Here is a 19,727-nt window from a genome sequence, read left to right on the forward strand (position 1 = left end):
TCTGCCAAAGAAAGTTGTTTATATGTTATCATATGTATATAACTCCTTTCTGAGGTATATGGTGGTTTTGTTTTTAGGCAATTCAATTTTACCATAAATCAGTGAGGAGTTATTTTATTCTGTTAAAAAAATATCCCGCATTTATGCGGGTTTCGGCGTTTCGCAAACGCCTATGTACCTTAGGATAAGAAAGGATTGAGTATGTATGGAAATAGGCAGAGTAAGAAGAGGGAGTATAACATCTGAAAGAAAAATTGTTTCTGAAAAGAAAGATTTTTCTCAAAGTTTTAGTCAAGAAAGACATAAAAAATCAGAAGAACAACTCAATAAGATGATAGATGATATAAAAAAAAGAGGCAGCAAGCTTATAACGACTAAGACTTATGTTGATGTAGTTATGTACAAAAAAATGATAAAAGAGTATTTGGAGTCGATACTAAAATTTATGTATGAAACAAAAAAGGACATAAGTTTTTGGCAAACTCAATATTTCATAACTGTTGACACTGTAGATAGTAAACTTGAAGAATTAACTAAAGCGTTACTTTCAGATGAAAAAGATAATATAAATATTGCATCAACAATAGATGAAATACAAGGAATGATTGTAGATATATATAGATAGTATAGAAGGAGAATAAAAAATGAAAAAGAAATTGTCATTATTTTTAGTTATAGTATTATCATTGTTAACATTTGTAGGCTGTGGGAATAATAAATCAACTCAAAGTGAAACTACAAAGAATACAACAGAAATTAAAGAAATTAGTTTTATAGCACCAGATGGACTTCCAGCTATAGCAGTGGCTAAGCTTATAAAGGAAAAACCAGAGGTTAAAGCAGGATATAATATTAATTATACAATAGAGAAAAATTCAGAAAGTTTAGGTACAAGTGTTATGAAGAACGAGCCCGATATAGCAATAGTACCTTCAAATTTAGCAGCTACCGTATTTAATAAAAATAAAGAATATAAGATAGCAGGAACTGTTGGCTTTGGGTCTTTTTATATAGGTTCAACTAATGAAAATGCAACCTTTGAGGACTTAAAAGGAAAAGAAGTTTATAACATAGGTAAGGGTTTAACACCTGATATAATTGCAAAAACAATACTTAAAGATAAAGGTATTGATGTAGATAAAGATATTAATTTTAGTTATGTGGATGGAGTAAATGAGCTTGCACCAATAATTTTATCAGGAAAGACACAATATGCAGTAATACCAGAACCAGCATTATCTACGGTTCAAAGCAAAAATGAAAAATTTAAAGTTATATTAAATTTAAATGAAGAGTGGAAAAAAATAAATAATTCAGAATATGGATATCCACAAGCAACAATTATAATTAAGAAGGATTTATGTGAAAATCATAAGGAATTTGTAAAAGAATTTTTAAAGCAAGTTAAGGCAGGAACTGAGTGGGCATATAGTGATAAGGAAACTTTAGGAACTTATTGTGAAGAAATAGGAATTTCTGCTAAAAAACCAATAATAATAAAATCTCTTGAGAAATCAAATATAAAATATGTAGATATTAAGGACTCTTATAAAGACTATAATACTTATTTTGAAAAATTAAATACATTTGATCCAAAGACAATAGGAGGAAGTATACCAAATGATGAAATATTCATGGAAAAGTAAATTATATACTTTGATATCATGTTTATTTTTCATAGGGTTATGGCAGGCGCTTGCAGTAATAACAAACAACGATATATATATACCACGAATACAGCAAGTAATTGAAGCTATTAAAAATATCTTTATGGAACAAAACTTTTGGAAAGTTATTTTAAGCAGTTTTTATAGGACTATGCTTAGCTATATATTAGCTTTAGTTTTTTCAATGATTTTAGGGGTACTAAGTGTGGTATACCCCTTTTTTCAATATTTAATGCAACCTATAAATTCATTTGCTAAAACAATTCCAACTATGGTTCTTGTTGTTCTTTTATTAGTGTGGTTTGATAAAGATATAACTCCCTTTGCAGTTGGATTTGCTATAATTTTTCCAATACTTTATGAAGGTGTAAGAAATGGTCTTATGCAAATAGATAAAAAAATAATTGATATGACAAAAATATATGAAGTTAGCTTAAAAGATAAGATTAGAAAAATTTATTTGCCAGTCATGAAATTTTATTTTATGAGTATTTTTGTATCAACATTGTCACTAACTTTTAAGGTAGTAATTACAGGCGAAGTATATGGTCAACCTAAATTTGGAATAGGATCTCAAATACAATTGGAAAAAGTAAATTTTAATGTATCTGGAATTTTCGCATGGATTGTAATTATTGTTTTTATATCGCTATTTTTAGAAATAATAAATAAGTTATTGAAGAAAAAAATATATAGGTGGAATAAATGAACATAAGTATTAGAAACTTAAATAAATTCTATGGAAATGAAGAGATTTTTAAAAAATTTAATATAGAATTTTGTGATGAAAGTGTAAATTGCATAATAGGAAGATCTGGCTGTGGGAAAAGCACACTTCTAAATATTATAGCAGGGCTAACAGAAATACAAAATGGAGAAATTCAGGGAGTTTCCTTAAGTGAGATAAGCTATATATTTCAAGAAGATAGATTAATAGAATGGCTTACAGTTAAAGAAAATTTAGAGCTTGCATTAAAGAAATATTATGATAAGTTTGTTATAGATAAAAAAATTAATGAACTTTTAGAATTAGTAGGAATTTACAATATAAAGAATAAATATCCTAATGCATTAAGTGGTGGAATGAGACAAAGAGTAAATATAGCTAGGGCATTTGGAAAGCCATCAAAAGTAATTCTGATGGATGAACCCTTTAAATCTTTAGATTATAAATTGAAGTATATTATAATAGATGAGTTTAAAAATTTACTAACTAAAGAAAAAAGAATGGTAATATTAGTTACGCATGATTTAGATGAAGCAATATATTTCCAGGGAAATATAATAGTATTTAACAATAAACCAGTTGAAATAGCAGGAATATTTAATACGGATTTAAATAATTGTAAAGATAAAATATTAAAAATAATTTAGATATATATGTTGCAATTCACAATGCATAATTCACGATTATGGTTGAAATTCTTACAGCATTTCTTAAATTTAAAATGAAGAATTATTTTTGCAATATATATAATAGCAGCATAAGTTTGGTAAAAGTATAAAAATTATAGGTTGTACTTAATTGCGGTTTGTTTATATTTTAGAGTAAAGATTAACTATAATATTTCTAATTATATATACATATTTTGCTTCCAACTAAAATAAACAAAAAACTTGCAAGTATAAAACTTGAGACACTTAAGATTTTTTTATTTGCATTTAATAAATTTATACCTAGTAATGTATCGCAAAAACCTAAACAAATAAAAATTAATGGAAAGAAATAATTAGGATCAGATTTACTTATTATTATGTTGAATGAGAATAATGGTAAGAGTACTGCTAGACTTAAATTAGTAATATAAAATAACTTTTTCATAAAATTGTTCACCACCTTACATTTTGGAAATTATGTATTATAGTAAAGTATACACAAGCTATGTAAGTTTTATTCATATAAAAATTATATTAGGAAAGATACAAATTATAATACACCATAAAAGAAATAGATTCACTTATATTATAGATAGCAATAGTGAATTAAAAACATCTACTGCTTCTAAAATTACTAGAAATATTAACTATCCTCTTTCGCTTATTGGTGATGGAGGATAATTTAAGTGAAAAATAATATATAAAGAAAGGGAAGTTTAAATGATAAAAAAGTTTATTTCGTTTTATAAACCATACAAAGTTCTGTTTACATTAGATTTAATTGTTGCATTCATAGCATCTTTATGTGATTTGGTATACCCAATGATGACAAGAGATCTTGTTAATGAGTCAATTCCTAATAAGGATATTAGAATGATTGGAGTATTTGGTATTGTATTGCTTATAATTTTTATTTTAAAAGCAGCATGTGGATACTTTATGCAGTATTGGGGACATGTTGTTGGCGTGAGAATGCAAGGAGATATGAGGAGGTATATATTTAAGCATCTTCAAAAATTGCCAAATAGTTTTTTTGATAATAATAAAACTGGAGATATAATGTCTAGAATTATAAATGACTTAATGGATATTTCAGAACTTGCTCATCATGGGCCAGAAGATTTATTTATATCAATTGTTATGCTTATAGGGTCATTTATAATGCTGTGTACTATAAATGTTCTGCTTACATTATTAATTTTTGCATTTATACCTATTATAGTTTGGTTTACATTATATGAGAGAAAGAAAATGAATAAAGCCTTTCTTGATACTAAAGTTGAAACAGGTGCAGTAAATGCTAGTCTACAAAATAGTATTTCAGGAATAAAGATATCAAAAGCATTTGTAAGTCATAAATCAGAAGAAAAAAAATTTGAAAAAGGCAATGTAAAATTTATTAAAGCAAGAGAAAAAGCATATAAAGTAATGGCCGAATATTCTTCTGGCGCTGGACTAGGAATTGATATATTAAGTTATGTAGGGTTAATTGGTGGAGGTATATTTACATTTATTAGGATTATTAATATTGGGGACTTTATTGCTTATATGTTATTTATAAAAATATTTATTACGCCAATAAAGAAACTTATTGATTTTATGGAACAATTTCAAAATGGGATAACAGGTTTCCAAAGATATTTGGAAATAATGGGAGAAGATAAAGAAAAGGATAAAGAAAACGCAATTGAACTTGAAAATGTTAAGGGAGAAATAGAATTTAAAAATGTTGATTTTAGTTATGAAGAAAAAAATGTTTTAAAGGATATTTCAGTTAAAATAAATAAAGGAAAAATGTTAGCTTTAGTAGGTGCATCTGGTGGAGGTAAGACAACTTTTTGTAATCTTATTCCTAGATTTTATGAGGTAGATAGTGGGGATATTTTAATTGACAATAAAAGTATTTATGATGTTAAATTAGATTCGCTTAGAGAAAATATTGGAATAGTTCAACAAGAGGTATTTTTGTTCACAGGAACCATAAGAGATAATATATTATATGGAAAAGTAGATGCAACTGAGGAGGAATTATTACAAGCTGCTAGGATGGCTAATATACATGAATTTATAAATACCTTACCAGAAGGTTATGATACTTATATTGGTGAAAGAGGAGTAAAATTATCAGGAGGGCAAAAGCAACGTATTTCTATTGCAAGAGTTTTCCTTAAAAATCCGCCAATACTGATATTAGATGAAGCAACATCAGCTTTAGATAATGCAACCGAACGTATAATTCAAGAATCATTAGAAAAATTATGTTTAGGAAGAACAACTATAGTAGTAGCACATAGATTATCAACTATTAGAAATGCTGATGAAATTATTGTTCTTAGTAATACAGGAATAATAGAACAAGGAAGTCATGAAGAATTAATGGAAAAGCAAGGGGATTACAATAAACTACATAAATTAGCTCAAATATAAAAATGATGATTAATTAAAGTATAGAAAGAGGTTGTCCAAATACTAATTAAATTAGATTTTGGACAACCTTTATATTAATTATTAGATTTATTTCTTAAGGAATTAAGTAGATCAATTTTTTTTAATAAAGTAGAAGCATCTATTTCAACCGCCATAGCTTGACTTAATTTGTTATGCAATTCAGTTTCAGCAATACTTTTATTAGAATTAGTAGAATCATGGGAAAACTTTTCATTAAATTTTGCTTGAACTAATCTAGAGTTTTCTTCACTTTTTAACCGTTGCATATTCCCTAATTCATTAGAGAAGGTTTTTGAATCATCATCTGATGAAATGTGTGAAGTAGTACAGTGTAAAGTATCATCAAAAGAATCAGAAGGATTTTGCTTTTTACGAGGAGGAATAGGGGGATTAGTATAAGGTCTTTTTGTTATTCTATTATCAACAGTAGAACTATTTACACTATTTACAACATATTGACTGTCAGAAATTATTCTATTATCATACATACTTATCACTCCTTAATAATCACAAACTGATGGTTAAGATATTAAATCTAATATGTTATTTATATATTCGTTTACTTTAAACAAAAGTTTACAAAGTATCAAATAAATATTATTTATATATATGAATAATAAAATGGATTATGATAATAAAAAACTAAAAATTTAATTTTATTTAGTTGGGTATAAACTATATATTGCATATTGATTTTTTCGGAACTATATTTAATATAAGCAATATAAATAGGATAGAATCATTTGTTAGAAATGATTCTACCCTATTTTTTATTTATTAATTCATATTATTCTACTTCGTATATCCAACCTTCAGGAGCTTCAACATCACCAAGCTGAATTCCTATAAGTAAATCATATAATTTTTGAGTTGTAGGGCCTACTTCAGTCTCACTGTAAAATACATGTAAGTTATCTTTGTATTGAATTCCACCAACAGGAGTAATTACAGCAGCTGTACCACAAGCACCAGCTTCTTTAAATTGATCTAATTCATCAATAAATACTTCTCTTTCATAAACAGGCATATTTAAATAATGCTCTGCAATATAAAGAAGGGAACGCTTTGTTATACTAGGTAAAATAGATGGCGATGTAGGAGTAACAAACTCATCATTTTTAGTTATTCCAAAGAAATTTGCAGCACCTATTTCTTCAATTTTAGTATGAGTTGCTGGATCTAGGTAAATGCAATCAGCAAATCCCTTTTTAGCAGCTTCAGCATGAGCTTGTAGCGACGCAGCATAATTACCACCAACTTTATTACCACCAGTACCATGAGGAGCGGCTCTATCATATTGATCTGAAACTATATAATTACAAGGAGACACTCCATCTTTAAAGTAAGGACCAACTGGTATACAGAATATACCAAAAATATATTCTGGAGCAGGTTTAACACCTATATTATCTCCAACACCCATTAAAAATGGTCTAATATATAGAGTTGCACCACTTCCGTAAGGTGGAACATACTTTTCATTTGCTTTTACTACTTGCTTAACAGCATCAATAAATTTTTCTACAGGAATGTGTGGCATAAGAAGCTTGTCACAACTTTCATTCATACGCGCAGCATTTAAATCAGGTCTAAATAATTGAATTTTACCTTCTTTTGTTGTATATGCCTTAAGTCCTTCAAAACAACTTTGACCATAGTGAACAACAGTTGAAGCTTCACTTATATGAAGAATATTGTCTTCAGTAAGTTTTCCATCATCCCATTTTCCATCTTTCCAAACTGAAATATAACGAAGATCTGTTTTTATATAATCAAATCCTAATTTACCCCAGTCTATATCAGCTTTTTTCCCCATTTTCCATTCCTCCATATCTGTATATAGGTTTAAGTTATATTCAAAAAAATAGCAAATTAGTATGCTATTTTTTTTTGAATATGCCTCATTACTATTGTTTATTTAATAACACTTATTGTAGCACTACTTGAAAAAAAATTCTACAATTCAGCATAAAAAGTGGAAATTTACTATTAAATCAACAAAAATCTATAATAAACTATAAACAATCAATAATAAATATTGATTGTTTATTAAAAACTAATATATATATGTTTATTTCCAAGGTTCAGCATCTGATGGCATTTTAAAATCACCTCTAGGACTTAAAGAAATACTTCCGACCTTAGGTCCATCAGGAAGAGTGCTTCTCTTAAATTGTTGTGTAAAGAATCTAAACATAAATTTATCTAACCATTTTTGTATTTCTTCGTCTGAGTAATCATCTTTAAAAGCAAGTTTAGCTAAGAAAAATATTCTTTCTTTTCTAGAGCCATGTTTTATAAAATGATATAAGAAGAAATCATGAAGTTCATAAGGACCTACAATATCTTCTGTCTTTTGAACTATTTCCCCATTTTTGTCTTTAGGTAATAGCTCAGGACTAACAGGTGTATCTAATATGTCCATAAGTGTATTGCATACAACATCTGTAGATTCATTTTGAGCTACATATTTTACTAAATACCTAACAAGAGTTTTAGGAATAGAAGGATTTACAGAATACATTGACATATGGTCACCATTATATGTACACCAACCAAGAGCAAGTTCTGATAAATCTCCAGTGCCTATTAAAAGTCCTCTTTCTTTATTTGCAACATCCATTAATAATTGAGTTCGTTCTCTTGCTTGAACATTTTCATAAGTAACATCATGAATATCTTTATTATGGCTAATATCTTCAAAATGTTGGATGCAAGCTTTGACTATATTTATTTCTCTAAGGTCTGTTCCTAATTCCCTGCATAAATCAATGGCGTTGTTATACGTTCTATCAGTTGTACCAAAACCAGGCATAGTAATAGTAACAATATTTTTTTTATCTAAATTAAGTAATTCAAAGGTCTTAACTATTACAAGTAATGCTAGCGTTGAATCTAGTCCTCCTGAAATTCCAATTACTGCTTTTTCTGATTTAGTATGTTCTAATCTCTTAGCTAAGCTAGCTGATTGTATATTGAATATTTCCTTACATCTTATTTCTCTTTCCTTTTCAAAAGAAGGCACAAATGGATGCTTATCTACAAATCTATCAAAATCTTTAATGGAAGTATCGCTAAATTTAAAGTTAATTATAGTAGGCTTTTTATTGATGAATTTAGATGAATCTCTAAAACTAAGATTTTTCATTCTTTCAGCTTTAAGTTTAAAGATATCAACTATAGAATATATTACTTCATTATCTCTTTGGAATCTGTTATTTTCTTTTAATAATGAACCATTTTCGCTTATTAGTAGATGACCACTGAATAATACATCAGTAGTAGATTCATGAACTCCAGCAGAAGAATATATGTAGCTACACATTGTCCTAGCACTTTGATTTGAGATAAGGCTTCTTCTATAATCCATCTTACTTACAAGCTCATTTGATGCAGAAAGGTTTCCAATAATATGGGCACCCATAAGAGAAAGATAAGAACTAGGTGGAATTGCGACCCATAAGTCTTCACAAATTTCAACACCAAAATTTGCAATGTCAGATGAAAAAATTAAATTTGTACCAAATGGTACATCTTTTTGAAAAGGTAAATCTATTTTTTCATTTTCTATAGAAATTCCTTCACTAAACCATCTCTTTTCGTAAAATTCACTATAGTTTGGAAGATATGATTTTGGGACTATTCCTAAAACACTTCCTTTAAATATTAAAAAGGCGCAATTATATAAAGTACTACCGGAAAGAAGTGGGGCACCAACTGCAATTAAAATATCATTATTTTTAGTAACATTTTGTATTTGATTAATGCCATCTAAAGATTTGTTTATTAAATATTCTTGTAAAAATAAATCACCACAAGTATAAGACGTAATGCAAAGTTCAGGAAAAACTAGAAATTTAGTTCCTTTTTCAGTGGCATCATTTATGCATAGTAGAATATTTTCAACATTATAGTCAACATCAGCAACCCTGGTTTTAGGACACGCAGAGGCAACTTTAATAAAATCCATGTAATCACTCCTAATAATAAGTTTTTGTGTAAGTTTTTTTATAGGTTTTATATTTTTAGAATATATAACCGTATAATAATTAAAGATTTTCACAAATATATTTTGTTTAATAAGTAAAATATATCCTATATAAGTTGCGTTAAAGATTTTACAGTGCATACTTAAGTGTTAGTTCTGTGCCATTAACTGTAATATAAGTTCATTATCGCAACTTATATAATAATTATAAACTAAAGAAAAGTTAAATCAAAGTGAAATGTTAATAGTATCGAATAACTCATGAGGTGGTAAAAAATACATTGAAAAACAATTTGATATGCTGTATAATAAAATTATGAAATGTGGCACTTTCAAAATCAAAGTTATATACTAAAAATAGAAAAAATTAGTATAATAATATTAGAGGGGGGATTAGATGGGTTCTGCAGTATTTTGGTTAATTATTGCAATTTGTGCAGTTGCAATAGATATTTTAACTAGTAATTTCTGTTTTATGTTGTTTTCAATAGGAGCTATTGTAGCTGCAATATGCGGAGCTTTAGGCGTTCTAGTTGTGATTCAAATAATAATTTTTGCAATAATAAACATTATATCATTATCAATTGGGTATCCATGGTTAAAGAAAAAATATAAGAATATGAACAAAAATACACCACTTATGGAGGAAACTTATATTGGTAAAGTTATGGAGAGTGAAAAAGAGATTATTAGCAAAGCTCAAGTTAAGGTTAATGGTGAATATTGGACAGTTATAAATGAAGGTGATGTAATTCATGCAGGTGAACAATTTACAATTACAGGTATTCAAGGAACAAAATTAAAAATAAAAAAGGCATAGGGGGATAAAAAATGGCATTAATTATAATTTTTAGTATACTATTACTAGTAATAGTAGCAGTAGTGCTATCATCAATCAAAGTTGTAAACACAGGTTATTTATATGTTGTAGAAAGGTTTGGGCAATTTGATAGGGTATTAGAACCAGGATTACACTTCATCATACCATTTGTAGATTTTGTTAGAAAAAGACTTTCAACAAAACAACAAATTTTAGATGTAGAACCACAATCAGTTATTACTAAAGATAATGTTAAGATTTTAGTAGATAACGTTATTTTCTACAAAATGTTGAATGCAAGAGATGCAGTTTATAACATAGAAAGTTATAAATCAGGTATAGTATATTCAGCTACAACTAATATGAGAAATATATTAGGAAATATGTCATTAGATGAAATTTTATCAGGAAGAGATGCTATAAATCAAGATCTTCTAAGTATTATTGATGAAATTACTGATGCATATGGTATAAAAATACTTTCAGTAGAAATTAAGAACGTAGTTCCTCCAACTGAAATTCAACAAGCAATGGAAAAACAAATGAAGGCTGAAAGAGAGAAGAGAGCTATGATTCTTCAAGCAGAAGGGTTAAGACAATCTCAAATAGAAAAAGCTGAAGGAGAAAAGCAAGCTAAAATATTATCAGCAGAAGCAGAAAAACAAGCTAATATAAGAAGAGCAGAAGGTTTAAAAGAATCTCAATTATTAGAGGCAGAAGGTAAAGCAAAGGCTATAGAAGAGATATCTATTGCAGAAGCAGAAGCTATTAGAAAAGTAAATAAAGCTATTATCGAATCAGGTACAAATGAAACTGTTATAGCTTTAAAACAAGTTGAAGCCCTTAAAGAAATGGCTAACAGCCCAGCTAATAAGCTTATACTACCAAATGAAACATTATCATCTCTTGGAAGTATAGCTGCAATTGGAGAAATGCTTAAAGGAAATAAATAATAAAACATTAAAATTTGAGGGAGCAGGCAGATCTGCTCTCTTTACTTTTATATCTAAAAAGGAATGTTTAAAATATTGATTTTATGTAATTAATATATTATATAGAATACAATAATAAAAGGAAACTCGACTCACGTTCGTTCTCTGGGGAAGTTCAAGAATCCAAATATAAAATGCCCACAGAGAAAGTTCTGCTGACAAAATACAAGATTTAGAGCATCATTTTTGGACTTTCACTTTAAATTTCGATTCTCACTTAATAGTAAATCATTTAGACATATTAATCAAAATAACATGTTAAATAATGGAGGTAATAGAAAGGAATATGAGAGATAAAGATTTTAAAGAAAAAAGAGTTATACTTAGTCAAAAAAATAAGCTAATGAAAAGAGAAGATAAGCTTTTAAATAAAAAGGAAAATCTTTATATAAAAAATAAGATATCACCAATAAAAGAAAAACTAGAAGAAAAGATTCCAGCTAAAATGATTGATACATTTCAAAAAGCCTTTGAAAAGGGATTTTATTATGTATTTAAAAAAGGAACTGTAATAATAGAAAAGAGTTATAATTTAGAGAAATTAAAAAATGAAGCTGATATAAATGAATATATTTTATTTAAGCAAATAAATAATAAAAATTTAAACAGAATTGATAAAAAGGCAAAAAAAGGTGCATTTATAAACAAAGGTATAACAACAGTAGAGGGAGTAGGACTTGGAGTATTAGGAATAGGGTTTCCTGATATACCAGTTTTTATAGGAATAATTTTAAAAACTGTATATGAAATCTGTTTAAATTATGGATTTAATTATGATTCTGAAGAAGAGAAAGCTTTTGTTTTAAATATAATTTGTACGAGTGCAAATAAAACAGCGGAAAGAATTCTATATTCTAATGAAGCAGATAGAATTGGATATAATATTGATAATAATTTTCATAATGAAGTAGATATGAATAAGATGATAGAAGTAACTTCTAGAAATTTATCTGAAAATATAATTTTATCTAAAATTATACAAGGGGTCCCTATAATAGGGGTATATGGTGGAATTTCAAATTATATATTAATAAGAGATATAAGTAAAATTGCAAGTATAAAATATAAAAAGAGATTGCTATTGAAATTATAATGTGATTCTTAGTTTCAGGTGGAGTTTTATATATACGAGAGTATTAAGGATGCTAACTGTTAGAGTGTAATTTATCCGCCTATGGAATTTATAGTTGATGTATGATACAAAATATGATTTGAGTATTTTACTAATAACCTTTTTACAGGTTTTTAAAATTAGAAATAAAAAATACTTGATTGTTTCGCTTTACTATGATAAAGTGATAAAAAGAGAAGCGCAAATTTAAGGAGGAAATAATTTATGAAAATGAATAATTTAATGAAGAAATTAACTATAGTTGCTATTATAGCGACACTAGGAACAAGCTTGGTTGCATGTGCAAAAACTACTCAAAATAAATCATCAGAAACAAAGTTTACAGGAAGCACATTAGATAAAGATGAATTAGTAATAGGATTAGATGATACTTTTGTTCCAATGGGATTTAAAGATGAGAGCGGAAAATTAGTTGGATTTGATATTGATTTAGCAAATGCGGTTGCTAAAAAACTAAATAAAAAAATAAAATTTCAACCGATTGATTGGAGTATGAAAGAAACTGAACTTAATAATGGAAATATAGATTTAATATGGAACGGATATTCAATTACTGATGAAAGAAAAGAAAAAGTTGAATTTTCAAAAGCATACTTAAATAATACTCAAGTTATAGTAACACTTTCAGATTCTAATATAAAATCTAAAGCAGATTTAGCAGGGAAAAAAGTTGGAGCTCAAACTGGATCGACTGCAGTTGATGCTGTAGAAGCTGATGGAGATAGAATAAAGAGCTTTGATGGTGGTAAGCTTGTTACTTTTGATGATAATAATGCCGCATTAATGGATTTAGAAGCAAAAAGATTAGATGCAATTGTTGTAGATGAGATTTTAACTAGATATTATATGAAGGCAAGAGGACAAGAAAAGTATAAGATCTTAGATGAGAACTTTGGTAAAGAACAGTACGGTGTAGGAATTAAAAAAGGTGATGCTAAATTTGTAGAAGCTTTTAATAAAGCTTTAGATGAAGTAATAGCAGATAAAACTGCTGGAGAAATATCTAAAAATTGGTTTCAAGAAGATATAATTGTTAAATAATAGCTTTAGATTTACTTGACATTAGAATATATATTTGAATTTTAAAAATTTAGTTTTGTAAAATGCAAACCTAAAAGAGGAGGAAATAACCTTGAGTTATATTTTAGAGATAATGCCTCAAATATTAGAGGGGCTTAAAGTGACATTAGAGATTTTTTCATTAACATTAATATTATCAGTGCCCCTTGGAATAGTAATTGCTGTGATGAGCACATCTAAATCTCTAATTCTAAAACAAGTAAGCGGAGTATATGTTCTTATAATGAGAGGTACTCCTTTGTTATTGCAAATCATTGTAATCTTCTTTGGATTGCCTATAGTAGGCATTACATTTGACAGGTTTCCAGCTGCAATTTTAGCATTTACTTTAAATTATGGTGCTTATTTTGGGGAAATATTTAGAGCAGGAATAATGGCTATTGATCATGGACAAGTTGAAGGGGCTCAAGTTTTAGGTTTAAGTTCAAAAGATATATTTTTTAGAATTATACTTCCACAAGCATTTAAAAGCGTTATTCCACCAGTTGCCAATGAAATAACAACTTTAGTTAAAGATACTTCTTTAGTTTACGTATTAGGATTAGATGAAATGCTAAAGATAGGTAAAATGTCAGCTAATAGAGATGTTTCTTTAATGCCACTTTTAATAGTTGGAGTTGTATATTTGATAGTAATAGCAATTTTAAGCCAAGTGTTAAAGAAAATTGAAGAAAAATATGACTATTATAAGTAAGGCACATTTTTGGTCTGTTATTTTCTTTTATGTGTCTATTGTGGAGGGGAAAGTGTATGCTTAAAGTTAATAATGTAAAGAAGAAATTTGGTAGTGCAGAAGTTTTAAAAGGTGTAAATCTTGAAATAGCACAAGGAGAGATATTAGTTGTTGTAGGTCACTCAGGTGGTGGGAAAACTACATTACTTAGATGCGTAAATGCATTAGAACACTGTGATCAAGGTGATATAGAAGTGAATGGGAAGATTCTATGCAAGGATGGGAAGTATGTAGATAAAAACAATCTTAAAGAAATAAGAAAAGACATAGGATTAGTATTTCAAAACTTTAATTTATTTCCACACATGACTGTTTTAGAAAATTTAATAGAAGCTCCGCAAAAAGTTTTAGGCTTGAAAAAGGAAGAGGCAATAAAAAAGGCAGAAGAAACTCTTGGATTTTTAAATTTATTAGAAAAAAAAGATAATTATCCTTTTGAATTGTCTGGTGGACAGAAGCAAAGAGTTGCTATTGGCAGAGCGTTAGTGTTAGAACCTAAAATTATGTGTTTTGATGAACCAACTTCTGCTTTAGATCCAGGGCTTACAGAAGAAGTTGCAAATCTAATAAAGAGTTTAAGCGTAAAAGGTATGAGTATGATGATCATAACTCATGATATGGATTTTGCCAAAAAAGTAGCGGATAGAATAGTTTCTATGAATGCTGGAAAACTTCAGGACGGGTTAATTTTTGAAGATTAGCCCTATAAAATACACCTAAATTGTGTTGTTAAAGAAAAATCAAGTGTTAAAAAGAGACGTGAATGTATACTTATACATTTAGGCAGTCAGCCATTGTAGGTTTTTCAAAATTGTAATAATTTATGTTGAATTATAAGGAAAAGTGTGGTATTATTAGAAAGTAAGATAATTCAAGATTTAATCAGTACTGTACATTCGCCTCTGTTTTAGAGATTGGGTCTAGTATCAGGTTATATCTTTGAAAAAAAGGGGAGGATTTTATAATGGAAGATAAGACTTTAGTATGCAAAGATTGTGGAAAGGAGTTCGTTTTCACAGTTGGAGAACAAGAATTCTATAAAGAAAAAGGATTTGATAACGAACCTGTTAGATGTCCAGATTGTAGAAGAGCTAGAAAACAACAAAGAAACAACAGATAGTAAACTATAAGGTCATAAGATATTCTTATGACCTTTTTCTTTGCAATTAAAACCAATATTTGCTTAAAACTTCTATTTCCTCAGGTATATGTTCTATTTGTATTCCTGCAAAACCTATGAAAATAACTGGCAATAAATCAAAAGTTTTTTGAAGCAATCTAGGTACAGGCTGTTCATAGGTTTTATATTTTTCCTCATAAATATTAAGAAGAGATTTTGGTAGGGCTAAATAACTTTCTATAATTGTTTTTCATGAAGCGATAACTAAAAAAGAAATACTAGGAACTTTTATTAGTATATTGGGAGTAGGTATATTATTTCTTTAATAAATGAAAACTAAGATATCTATAATAAGTGAAAAATTACTTATATAGATGTCTTATTTTTAGGGAAAACTGTAAAGACGAATTATAAAAAGAAAAAAGCTTGCTATAATTCGTAAAAAAGCAAATTTAATGAAAAAATAACACAATATAAGTTGACATTGTACGTGCTAAATGATAATCTTAAAATATCGATACGAAAGTTAATAGAATGTTGTATAAAAACATTCGCCATTGCAAAGAAGTAGTGATTAAGCTAAATCTCATAATATTTTGGAGGAATTAAGATGTTAGATATTAGAAGCGTATTCGTTGAAAAGAAAAAAGGATTTAATGTAGAAGCTCAAAGTTTATTAAATGATTTTAGAGATAACTTGGGAGTAGCAGATTTAGATGAGGTAAGACTTGTTAATAAATATGTTATTGCAGATATATCAGAAGAATATTATAAAAAGGCGTTACATACAATTTTTTCTGAAGCAACAGTAGACGTAGTTTACGAATCAGAATTACCAATGAATGAAGGAGAAGTAGCTTTTGGAGTAGAATTTTTACCTGGCCAATATGACCAAAGAGCAGATTCAGCTTCTGAATGTTTGGCTCTTTTAACAGCAGAAGATAAGGCAGAAATTAAATGTGCCAAAATAGTTATATTAAAAGGAAAACTTTCACCAAATAATATTGAAAAAATTAAAAATTACTATATTAATCCAGTTGATTCAAGAGAAGTAGATATAAATAGCAAAGATTTATCATCACTTTCAAACATACCTAAAGACGTCCAAATCTTAGATGAATTTACCAATAAATCATTAGATGAATTAAAAGAATTTCATAGCGAACAAGGATTAGCTATGAGTATTGATGATCTTGTCATGATTCAAGATTATTTTAAAGAAGAAAAGAGAGATCCAAGTATAACTGAAATTAAAGTTATAGATACATATTGGTCTGATCACTGTAGACACACAACATTCTCAACAATATTAGAAAATGTACATATAGAAGACAACAAATATACAAATCCTATAAAAGCAAGTTATGAAGGATATATAAAATCAAGAGAATACGTATATGGAGAAAAAGAAAGAAGCAAAACTCTTATGGATATGGCTGTAATTGCTATGAAAGAGCTAAGAAAAAGAGGAAAGCTTGAAGATTTAGATATTTCTGAAGAAATAAATGCGTGTTCAATTAATGTAAAAATTGAAACTGATAAAGGCATGGAAGATTATTTAGTAATGTTTAAAAATGAAACACATAATCATCCAACTGAAATTGAACCTTTTGGTGGAGCAGCAACTTGCCTTGGTGGTGCTATAAGAGATCCGCTTTCAGGAAGAACTTATGTATATCAAGCAATGAGAGTTACAGGGTCAGCAGATCCAACAGTAGCAGTTGAAGATACTTTAGAAGGTAAGCTTCCTCAAAGAAAGATTGTTTTAGGTGCAGCTCATGGATATAGTTCATACGGAAATCAAATTGGTCTTGCAACAGGTCAAGTTGAAGAATTATATCATCCTAATTATGCGGCTAAGAGAATGGAAGTTGGAGCAGTTATAGCAGCAGCGCCAAAGGAAAATGTTGTTAGAGAAGAACCAGCACTTGGAGATGTAATTATCTTACTTGGTGGAAGAACAGGAAGAGATGGTGTAGGTGGAGCTACAGGTTCATCTAAGGAACATACAGTAGATTCAATAAATGAATGTGGAGCAGAAGTTCAAAAGGGGAATGCACCTACTGAAAGAAAAATTCAAAGATTATTTAGAAATGCAACAGTAGCAAAAATGATTAAGAGATGTAATGATTTTGGTGCAGGTGGAGTTTCAGTTGCAATTGGAGAGCTTTGCAGAGGATTAGATATAGATTTAGATAAGGTTCCTAAGAAATATGATGGATTAGATGGAACAGAACTTGCAGTTTCTGAATCACAAGAAAGAATGGCAGTTGTTGTAACAAAAGAAAATGCAGAAGAGTTTATAAGACTTTGTAATGAAGAGAATTTAGAAGCTAATTTAGTAGCAAATGTTACAGATACAGATAAATTAAGATTGTTCTGGAGAGGAAAACAAATTGTTGATTTAAAGAGAACTTTCTTAGATACAAATGGAGCTACTCAAAGAACAAATGTTACAGTTAAAGCACCTAATGAATATCCATATCTAGTAGCAGATATTAATGTTAAAGAAGAATGGATAAATAATTTAAAGAAATTAAATGTATCTTCTAAGCAAGGCTTAGCAGAAAGATTTGATGCAACTATTGGTCATGGAACTGTGCTTATGCCATTTGGAGGTAAATATGCAAAAACTCCAGCAGAAGGTATGGCAGCTAAAATTCCAGTAATTGATGGAGAAAGTAAAGATGCCACTTTAATGACATTTGGATTTAATCCTGAACTTGGTACTTGGAGCCCATATCACATGGCATATTATGCAGTAATTGAAAGTATATCAAAACTTGCAGCTATGGGTGGAGATTATAAAAAAGCTAGATTAACTTTCCAAGAATATTTTGAAAAGTTAGGTTCAGAAAGCTCTAGATGGGGTAAACCATTTGCAGCATTACTTGGTGCTTATGAAGCTCAAATGGCATTTGAAACTGCAGCAATTGGTGGTAAAGATTCAATGTCAGGAAGCTTTGGAGATTTAGATGTACCTCCAACATTAGTATCTTTTGCAGTTGGAGTAGAAAAAGCTAAAAATATAATATCACCAGAATTTAAAGAAGCAGGATCAAGCTTAGTTTTACTTCAAACTGAAAAGTTAGAAGATGGAACTATAAATATAGATAAACTTAAGAAAAACTTAGAATCATTATACCAATTAATCCAAAGTGGAAAAGTAATTTCAGCATCTGCTATTAAATATGGTGGAGTTTCAGAAGCTATTACTAAAATGACACTAGGAAATAGAATTGGGGCAGAAATTGAAAACTTAACTAAAGATGAATTATTTGCATTTAACTATGGAACTATAATACTAGAAGTTAAAAATGGTATTAACATAGGAGAAGAATTTAAGGATTGTTTATATAAAGAAGTTGGTAAGACAATAAGTTCACCATCTATAATTTCTAAAGAATATGATTTAAATTTAAATGTTGAAGCTTTAGAAAAGACTTATGAAGAAAAATTAAGTCCAGTATTTGCAATAAAAACTAAAGATGTTGAAGGAAAAGTAGAAACTGTTTTATATGACAAAAAGTCAACACTTTCTCCTAAGATTAAAGTAGCTAAACCAAAAGTTGTAATTCCAGTATTCCCAGGAAATAACTGTGAATATGATTGCGCTAGAGCTTTTGAAATAGAAGGAGCAGAAGTTACTCAAGTAGTATTTAGAAATATTACTAAAGAAGCACTTAATGAATCAATTGAAAGACTTGCAAAAGAAATAAGTACTGCTCAAATTCTTATGATTCCAGGTGGATTCTCAGCAGGGGATGAACCAGATGGTTCAGGTAAATTTATTGCTAATGCTCTTAGAAATGAAAAGATAAGCAATTCTGTAATGGAATTACTTAAGAATAGAGATGGATTAGCTCTTGGTATTTGTAACGGCTTCCAAGCATTAATTAAGTTAGGATTAGTTCCATATGGAGAAATAGTAGATATAAAAGAAGATATGGCAACATTAACTTATAACAATATAGATAGACATATGTCTTCAATTATAAGTACAAAAGTAGTATCTAATAAATCACCTTGGTTTAGTGAAGTTAACTTAGGAGATAGACATTCAGTTGCAATTTCACATGGAGAAGGAAGATTTGTTGCTCCAGAAAGTTTAATCAAAGAATTAATTGCTAATGGGCAAGTGGCAACTCAATATGTTGACTTTGACGGAAATGTATCTTTAAATATGCCATTTAATCCAAATGGTTCAATGTATGGAATTGAAGGTATAACAAGTCCAGATGGAAGAGTTTTAGGTAAGATGGCTCATAGTGAAAGAATTGGAACAGATCTTTATAGAAATATTCCAGGAGACTTTGATCAAAAGATATTCAAAGCAGGAGTAAATTATTTTAGATAATGCACAATGAAGG

Annotated in this window: 17 protein-coding genes; 13 read left to right on the forward strand and 4 right to left on the reverse strand. The window is 28.6% G+C overall.

Annotation, left to right across the window (positions count from 1 at the left end; genetic code table 11):
- Positions 1-205 precede the first annotated feature (205 nt).
- The 4 genes from LLF98_RS03455 to LLF98_RS03470 are packed head-to-tail and all read left to right on the forward strand — an operon-like array spanning position 206 to position 3,041.
- On the forward strand, positions 206-625 hold the full coding sequence (locus LLF98_RS03455) for a YaaR family protein (protein WP_291700841.1): 420 nt from the start codon (positions 206-208) through the stop codon (positions 623-625).
- Positions 626-644: 19 nt separating this feature from the next.
- Positions 645-1,646: an ABC transporter substrate-binding protein gene (locus tag LLF98_RS03460; protein ID WP_291700843.1), complete on the forward strand. Its 1,002-nt coding sequence runs from the start codon at positions 645-647 to the stop codon at positions 1,644-1,646.
- Positions 1,621-2,376: an ABC transporter permease subunit gene (locus LLF98_RS03465; RefSeq protein ID WP_291700845.1), complete on the forward strand. Its 756-nt coding sequence runs from the start codon at positions 1,621-1,623 to the stop codon at positions 2,374-2,376. The genes LLF98_RS03460 and LLF98_RS03465 overlap by 26 nt, the downstream gene beginning before the upstream one ends.
- Positions 2,373-3,041: an ABC transporter ATP-binding protein gene (locus LLF98_RS03470; protein WP_291700847.1), complete on the forward strand. Its 669-nt coding sequence runs from the start codon at positions 2,373-2,375 to the stop codon at positions 3,039-3,041. The genes LLF98_RS03465 and LLF98_RS03470 overlap by 4 nt, the downstream gene beginning before the upstream one ends.
- Before the next feature lie 196 nt (positions 3,042-3,237).
- Here the strand turns inward: LLF98_RS03470 and LLF98_RS03475 are convergent, their stop codons facing one another.
- On the reverse strand, positions 3,238-3,489 hold the full coding sequence (locus LLF98_RS03475; protein WP_291700849.1) for a hypothetical protein: 252 nt from the start codon (positions 3,487-3,489) through the stop codon (positions 3,238-3,240).
- 275 nt (positions 3,490-3,764) lie between these two features.
- On the opposite strand from LLF98_RS03475, the gene LLF98_RS03480 reads away from it, so the two are divergent.
- Positions 3,765-5,471 (forward strand): ABC transporter ATP-binding protein, encoded by a 1,707-nt coding sequence (locus tag LLF98_RS03480; RefSeq protein ID WP_291700851.1) that lies wholly within the window; start codon positions 3,765-3,767, stop codon positions 5,469-5,471.
- Between the two features lie 74 nt (positions 5,472-5,545).
- Here LLF98_RS03480 and LLF98_RS03485 read toward each other — a convergent pair whose 3' ends face one another.
- The 3 genes from LLF98_RS03485 to LLF98_RS03495 all read right to left on the reverse strand — a co-directional run bounded on the left by LLF98_RS03485 (position 5,546) and on the right by LLF98_RS03495 (position 9,462).
- Positions 5,546-5,980, reverse strand: a complete 435-nt coding sequence (locus tag LLF98_RS03485) for a hypothetical protein (protein WP_291700853.1) — start codon at positions 5,978-5,980, stop codon at positions 5,546-5,548.
- 299 nt (positions 5,981-6,279) lie between these two features.
- The gene (locus LLF98_RS03490) at positions 6,280-7,308 is read right to left on the reverse strand and encodes a branched-chain amino acid aminotransferase (protein WP_291700855.1); all 1,029 of its coding nucleotides are present in this window, start codon (positions 7,306-7,308) and stop codon (positions 6,280-6,282) included.
- 255 nt (positions 7,309-7,563) lie between these two features.
- Positions 7,564-9,462 (reverse strand): NAD(+) synthase, encoded by a 1,899-nt coding sequence (locus LLF98_RS03495; RefSeq protein WP_291700857.1) that lies wholly within the window; start codon positions 9,460-9,462, stop codon positions 7,564-7,566.
- A gap of 415 nt (positions 9,463-9,877) precedes the next feature.
- On the opposite strand from LLF98_RS03495, the gene LLF98_RS03500 reads away from it, so the two are divergent.
- From LLF98_RS03500 to LLF98_RS03535, 8 genes are all read left to right on the forward strand, one after another.
- Positions 9,878-10,300: an NfeD family protein gene (locus tag LLF98_RS03500; protein WP_291700858.1), complete on the forward strand. Its 423-nt coding sequence runs from the start codon at positions 9,878-9,880 to the stop codon at positions 10,298-10,300.
- Positions 10,301-10,311: 11 nt separating this feature from the next.
- On the forward strand, positions 10,312-11,253 hold the full coding sequence (locus LLF98_RS03505) for an SPFH domain-containing protein (RefSeq protein ID WP_291700860.1): 942 nt from the start codon (positions 10,312-10,314) through the stop codon (positions 11,251-11,253).
- Between the two features lie 325 nt (positions 11,254-11,578).
- A complete protein-coding gene (locus LLF98_RS03510) occupies positions 11,579-12,385 on the forward strand; it encodes an EcsC family protein (RefSeq protein ID WP_291700862.1) in 807 nt (268 codons plus the stop codon).
- A 243-nt stretch (positions 12,386-12,628) separates the two neighbouring features.
- Complete coding sequence (locus tag LLF98_RS03515; RefSeq protein WP_291700864.1) at positions 12,629-13,465, forward strand: amino acid ABC transporter substrate-binding protein; 837 nt, start codon at positions 12,629-12,631, stop codon at positions 13,463-13,465.
- 91 nt (positions 13,466-13,556) lie between these two features.
- Positions 13,557-14,198 carry an amino acid ABC transporter permease gene (locus LLF98_RS03520; protein ID WP_291700866.1) on the forward strand — a complete coding sequence of 214 codons (642 nt, stop codon included), beginning with the start codon at positions 13,557-13,559 and terminating at the stop codon, positions 14,196-14,198.
- A 56-nt stretch (positions 14,199-14,254) separates the two neighbouring features.
- Positions 14,255-14,938 (forward strand): amino acid ABC transporter ATP-binding protein, encoded by a 684-nt coding sequence (locus LLF98_RS03525; RefSeq protein WP_291700867.1) that lies wholly within the window; start codon positions 14,255-14,257, stop codon positions 14,936-14,938.
- A 263-nt stretch (positions 14,939-15,201) separates the two neighbouring features.
- Complete coding sequence (locus LLF98_RS03530; RefSeq protein WP_291700869.1) at positions 15,202-15,357, forward strand: zinc-ribbon domain-containing protein; 156 nt, start codon at positions 15,202-15,204, stop codon at positions 15,355-15,357.
- Between the two features lie 610 nt (positions 15,358-15,967).
- Complete coding sequence (locus LLF98_RS03535) at positions 15,968-19,714, forward strand: phosphoribosylformylglycinamidine synthase (RefSeq protein WP_291700871.1); 3,747 nt, start codon at positions 15,968-15,970, stop codon at positions 19,712-19,714.
- Positions 19,715-19,727: the final 13 nt, after the last annotated feature.

The sequence above is a fragment of the Clostridium sp. genome, from assembly GCF_021372645.1.
Lineage (GTDB): Bacteria > Bacillota > Clostridia > Clostridiales > Clostridiaceae > Clostridium.

Bases quoted from the DNA above. Each gene is read 5' to 3' on its own strand.
- LLF98_RS03455 (WP_291700841.1), top strand. From the start codon at position 206: ATGGAAATAGGCAGAGTAAGAAGAGGGAGTATAACATCTGAAAGAAAA.
- LLF98_RS03460 (WP_291700843.1), top strand. From the start codon at position 645: ATGAAAAAGAAATTGTCATTATTTTTAGTTATAGTATTATCATTGTTA.
- LLF98_RS03465 (WP_291700845.1), top strand. From the start codon at position 1,621: ATGATGAAATATTCATGGAAAAGTAAATTATATACTTTGATATCATGT.
- LLF98_RS03470 (WP_291700847.1), top strand. From the start codon at position 2,373: ATGAACATAAGTATTAGAAACTTAAATAAATTCTATGGAAATGAAGAG.
- LLF98_RS03475 (WP_291700849.1), bottom strand. From the start codon at position 3,489: ATGAAAAAGTTATTTTATATTACTAATTTAAGTCTAGCAGTACTCTTA.
- LLF98_RS03480 (WP_291700851.1), top strand. From the start codon at position 3,765: ATGATAAAAAAGTTTATTTCGTTTTATAAACCATACAAAGTTCTGTTT.
- LLF98_RS03485 (WP_291700853.1), bottom strand. From the start codon at position 5,980: ATGTATGATAATAGAATAATTTCTGACAGTCAATATGTTGTAAATAGT.
- LLF98_RS03490 (WP_291700855.1), bottom strand. From the start codon at position 7,308: ATGGGGAAAAAAGCTGATATAGACTGGGGTAAATTAGGATTTGATTAT.
- LLF98_RS03495 (WP_291700857.1), bottom strand. From the start codon at position 9,462: ATGGATTTTATTAAAGTTGCCTCTGCGTGTCCTAAAACCAGGGTTGCT.
- LLF98_RS03500 (WP_291700858.1), top strand. From the start codon at position 9,878: ATGGGTTCTGCAGTATTTTGGTTAATTATTGCAATTTGTGCAGTTGCA.
- LLF98_RS03505 (WP_291700860.1), top strand. From the start codon at position 10,312: ATGGCATTAATTATAATTTTTAGTATACTATTACTAGTAATAGTAGCA.
- LLF98_RS03510 (WP_291700862.1), top strand. From the start codon at position 11,579: ATGAGAGATAAAGATTTTAAAGAAAAAAGAGTTATACTTAGTCAAAAA.
- LLF98_RS03515 (WP_291700864.1), top strand. From the start codon at position 12,629: ATGAAAATGAATAATTTAATGAAGAAATTAACTATAGTTGCTATTATA.
- LLF98_RS03525 (WP_291700867.1), top strand. From the start codon at position 14,255: ATGCTTAAAGTTAATAATGTAAAGAAGAAATTTGGTAGTGCAGAAGTT.
- LLF98_RS03530 (WP_291700869.1), top strand. From the start codon at position 15,202: ATGGAAGATAAGACTTTAGTATGCAAAGATTGTGGAAAGGAGTTCGTT.
- LLF98_RS03535 (WP_291700871.1), top strand. From the start codon at position 15,968: ATGTTAGATATTAGAAGCGTATTCGTTGAAAAGAAAAAAGGATTTAAT.